The sequence below is a fragment of the Acidovorax sp. KPB24-03 genome, from assembly GCF_057546605.1.
This window is the reverse complement of sequence record NZ_BAAJYR010000500.1, coordinates 1-2,204: the sequence shown is the minus strand read 5'-3', so window position 1 is coordinate 2,204 and position 2,204 is coordinate 1. Positions and strand designations below refer to the sequence as shown.

3 protein-coding genes and 1 riboswitch are annotated in these 2,204 nt (G+C 65.6%); of the genes, 2 read left to right on the top strand and 1 reads right to left on the bottom strand.

Going from position 1 to position 2,204, the window contains the following annotated elements:
* On the bottom strand, positions 1-262 hold a 262-nt coding region (locus tag AC27KI_RS23180), incomplete at its 3' end, for an RNA recognition motif domain-containing protein (protein ID WP_487116059.1).
* A gap of 225 nt (positions 263-487) precedes the next feature.
* Positions 488-685: riboswitch (yybP-ykoY riboswitch) on the top strand.
* A gap of 10 nt (positions 686-695) precedes the next feature.
* Here AC27KI_RS23180 and AC27KI_RS23175 point away from each other — a divergent pair.
* Positions 696-1,262, top strand: coding sequence for a TMEM165/GDT1 family protein (locus tag AC27KI_RS23175; protein WP_284430567.1), 567 nt, complete (start codon positions 696-698; stop codon positions 1,260-1,262).
* Between the two features lie 160 nt (positions 1,263-1,422).
* The coding region (gene metX / locus AC27KI_RS23170) for a homoserine O-acetyltransferase MetX (RefSeq protein WP_487116057.1) at positions 1,423-2,204 on the top strand (782 nt) is incomplete at its 3' end.

Here is a 2,204-nt window from a genome sequence, read left to right as displayed (position 1 = left end):
GGGGGGGACGGGGTTCCATCGGACGGGCTTCGTTGACCACGAGGTCACGGCCGCCGAAGTTTTGACCATGCGCGCCTTGGATGGCGGCTTGCGCTTCGGCATCGTTGCTCATTTCGACGAAGCCGAAACCCTTGGAGCGGCCGGTGTCACGTTCCATCATGACCTTGGCGCTCACCACGTTGCCGTACTGGCTGAACGTTTGTTGCAGGTCGTCGTCGCGGAAAGAATAGGGCAGGTTGCCCACGTAGAGTTTGTTGCCCATGAAGGACTCCTAAAAAAAACAAGAAAACGCGATGGAGCCCGACGCAATCAACAAACCTGTGACGACTTCAAAGACGCGAAACCGACCAATCACCGCTACTTGCGTTCCTGCTTGGCAGAAAGGCAAGGCCCATTATTAACCATCTATTCGGGGTCCAAGCACGAAAATTGGCGCGCCTGCAACGTTTTCGTTGGGTATTTACCCGAAGGCTGGAAGCGCATCGTTACAATCGGCCCGTCTTTGGGGAGTAGCCCGCCCGGCGCACAGACCGCGCGGGGGCATGCATCAACAAACTCGGGCCTGCGCGGCCTGTGGTGCATGCGGTTCCATCGGAACTGGGCGAGACCATTGACTGCACACCGATCCCAAAGGCCGGCGTCGGGGTGCAGTCAATGCTCTGCGACCTGTCCGGCCGGACAACTCCCTGCCCCCAATGGAAGCCTTTTTCGTTTCGACCGCCATCGTCGCCCTCGCGGAGATGGGCGACAAGACCCAACTCCTTTCCCTCGTTCTCGCGGCGCGTTTTCGCAAGCCCTGGCCGATCGTGCTCGGCATCCTGGTCGCCACGCTGGCCAACCACGCGCTGGCCGGCGCCGTGGGCGCCTGGGTGACGACCGTCGTGGGGCCGCAGGTGCTGCGCTGGGGTCTCGGGCTGTCGTTCATCGCGATGGCGGTGTGGATGCTCATCCCCGACCGGCTGGACGACGACGCATCGGGCGGCGCGCCGCGCTTTGGCGTGTTCGGCACCACGCTGATCGCGTTCTTCCTGGCCGAGATGGGCGACAAGACCCAGGTCGCCACGGTGATGCTGGCCGCGCGCTACAGCGCCTACTGGTGGGTGGTGGCCGGCACGACGCTGGGCATGATGCTGGCCAACGCACCCGTGGTGTGGCTGGGCGAGCGCATCACGCGGCGGGTGCCGATCCGCGCGGTGCACATGGTGTCGGCGGTGATCTTCCTCGTGCTGGGGCTGATCGCGCTTTTCGCACCCGCGGCCTGAACGTGCACGGGCCCATGGCCGGCGGGCCCGGGCTTTGGTATAGTGCCCCTCGCGCCGATTTGCATAGCTTGCGGGCGCTTTATAAATACCGCTAAAGACCCGTCCGCCAAGTGACAGACACACCGACCCGGCCTCGTTTTTAGCGACGCCGGGTTTTTTCATGTCCTTCATTGCCACGCCCCAGTCCCTGCATTTCGCCGACGCGCTGCCGCTGCAGGGCGGCGGCGCCATCCGCGACTACACCCTTGCCTTCGAGACCTACGGCACGCTCAACGCCGACCGCTCCAACGCGGTGCTGGTGTGCCATGCGCTGAACGCCTCGCACCACGTGGCGGGCGTGTACGAAGGCCAGCCCAGGAGCGAGGGCTGGTGGAACAACATGATCGGCCCCGGCAAGCCGGTGGACACGAACCGCTTCTTCGTGATCGGCATCAACAACCTGGGTTCGTGCTTCGGATCGACCGGCCCGATGGACACGCACCCGGACACCGGCGAGGTGTACGGCGCCGACTTCCCCGTGGTGACGGTGGAGGACTGGGTGAACGCGCAGGCCCGCCTGCTGGACCGCATCGGCGTGCAGCAGCTCGCGGCGGTGCTGGGCGGCAGCCTGGGCGGCATGCAGGCGCTGTCGTGGACGCTGCAGTACCCCGAACGTGTGCGCCATGCGGTGGTGGTGGCCAGCGCCCCCAATCTCACGGCGGAGAACATCGCCTTCAACGAGGTGGCGCGCCGGGCCATCGTGACCGACCCGGATTTCCACGGCGGGCACTTCTACCGGCACGGGGCGATCCCGCAGCGCGGCCTGCGCATCGCGCGGATGATCGGCCACATCACGTACCTGTCGGACGACGTGATGAACGAGAAATTCGGCCGCCAGCTGCGCCAGACGGTGATGGAGGAGACGCTGCCGGCGGGCACCGCCGGCGGTGCGCCGGCCGCCCC